The organism is Arthrobacter sp. GCM10027362 (assembly GCF_042679445.1).
Lineage (GTDB): Bacteria > Actinomycetota > Actinomycetes > Actinomycetales > Micrococcaceae > Crystallibacter.
In genome coordinates this window covers 1-1,406 of the sequence record NZ_JBHTML010000365.1, presented here as the reverse complement: position 1 = coordinate 1,406, position 1,406 = coordinate 1, and the positions used below count along the sequence as shown (strand labels likewise).

At 70.6% G+C, this 1,406-nt stretch carries 2 protein-coding genes; both read left to right on the top strand.

Annotated elements, in window-relative coordinates; all coding sequences use genetic code 11:
• Positions 1-180 precede the first annotated feature (180 nt).
• Positions 181-390: a hypothetical protein gene (locus tag ACFQ36_RS22700; RefSeq protein WP_377017833.1), complete on the top strand. Its 210-nt coding sequence runs from the start codon at positions 181-183 to the stop codon at positions 388-390.
• Between the two features lie 162 nt (positions 391-552).
• Complete coding sequence (locus ACFQ36_RS22695; protein WP_377017831.1) at positions 553-1,329, top strand: peptidoglycan-binding protein; 777 nt, start codon at positions 553-555, stop codon at positions 1,327-1,329.
• Positions 1,330-1,406: the final 77 nt, after the last annotated feature.

The following is a 1,406-nucleotide window of genomic DNA, read 5'->3' as shown; positions in this document are numbered from 1 at the left end:
GGGCCAGGCGCCTGCCCCTGCGGCGGACCAACTGGGCACCGGCCCCGCCGGCAGCGCGGAAACCGCCCGGGCCGGAAGCTCCGGCCCCGCGTTCCCCGCCAGCCGCACGGATCAGCCTGACCTGCCCCGCACGTCCTCCGATTCAGCTCCACAGAACCACCATCAGAAAGACCTCTTCCCATGCCCATCACCCTGGTACCCCGGAAAGTAACCGCGTCCACCGTAGACGAAGCTGACATGCTGCTGAACCTCGTGGTGGAGGAATTCCAGAACCTGGCCCGGCAGGACCCCGGCTGCGGCATCCTGGTCACCCGGACAGGACCGGGCCAATTCACCGTCGAACTCAGCGAGCAGGTCCCCTACGGCCTCACCTGGGAAGCCACCGCCTGATCCCGGGACCGGGAGGCCGGGCGCGGCCAGCTGTCCGGCACCCGCTGCCTGAGGGCCTGAACCGGGGCCAGGACAGTGAGGAAAAACAGTCACCATGCTTACTATTGGCTGGCAGTGCTTAAACCTTGCTGCAGCAGTTCTCCCGGTCCCGCCGGGAGGTGGTTGTTCGAATTGACCTGGATGGGCGCCGACGAGGCGCCGGAGATGGAGACAACGATGAACGACGAGCAGAACCCGACGCCGCTGGGCGAGGACGAACTGGCAGCGCAGGGCGGAACCGCCCTCCCGGACAAGGAAGTCGCCTCCATCCTGGACCTGAACGCGGACCTGGACCTGGCCATTGACGCGGCCGCGCCGATCGATCTGGCGGTCGCCGCCAACGCGAACGTCGCTGCCCCGATCGACGCGGCGGCGTCGGCGAACGTGCTCTCGTCCGGTTCCGACGCCCAGGCGCTGGCCGACCAGGGCGTCATCATCGACCAGGGCATTACCGCGGATGCGGCCGCCGAATCCGCCCAGGACAGCACCATCGACCAGGGTGCCGGCAGCGCCGAAGACACCGAAGCCGCCCCATCGGCCGGCACCGAGGCGGAGACCGGCGGGGACACCGGTCCCGCCCTGCTGCCCGACGGCGCGCTGCCCGAGGGCACGCTCCCCGACGCGGGCACCGTAACGGAGGGCCTCGGCTCGACGCTGGACGGAAACCTGCTCAACGTCAACGTGGATCTGGACGCCGAGGCGGGCCTCGCGGCCCCGATCAACGGCGCGGTCGCCGCCAACGCCAATGTCGCGGCACCCATCGACGCCGCCGTGGCGGCGAACATCGGGTCGGTGGACAGCAATGCCTACGCCGTGGCGCAGCAGGACGCGATCATCAACCAGCAGATCGACGGCGAGGCGTCCGCCTCCGCCGACCAGCGGTCCGGCATCGGACAGTAAGCCCGGATGCGCATCGTCTCCGGCGGTCCCTCCCCCGCGGAGGGCCCGCCGGCGCCCTCGCCGTCCGCCGCGCCGCC

Coding starts and splice junctions, on each gene's coding strand:
- ACFQ36_RS22700 (WP_377017833.1), top strand. CDS start 181: ATGCCCATCACCCTGGTACCCCGGAAAGTAACCGCGTCCACCGTAGAC.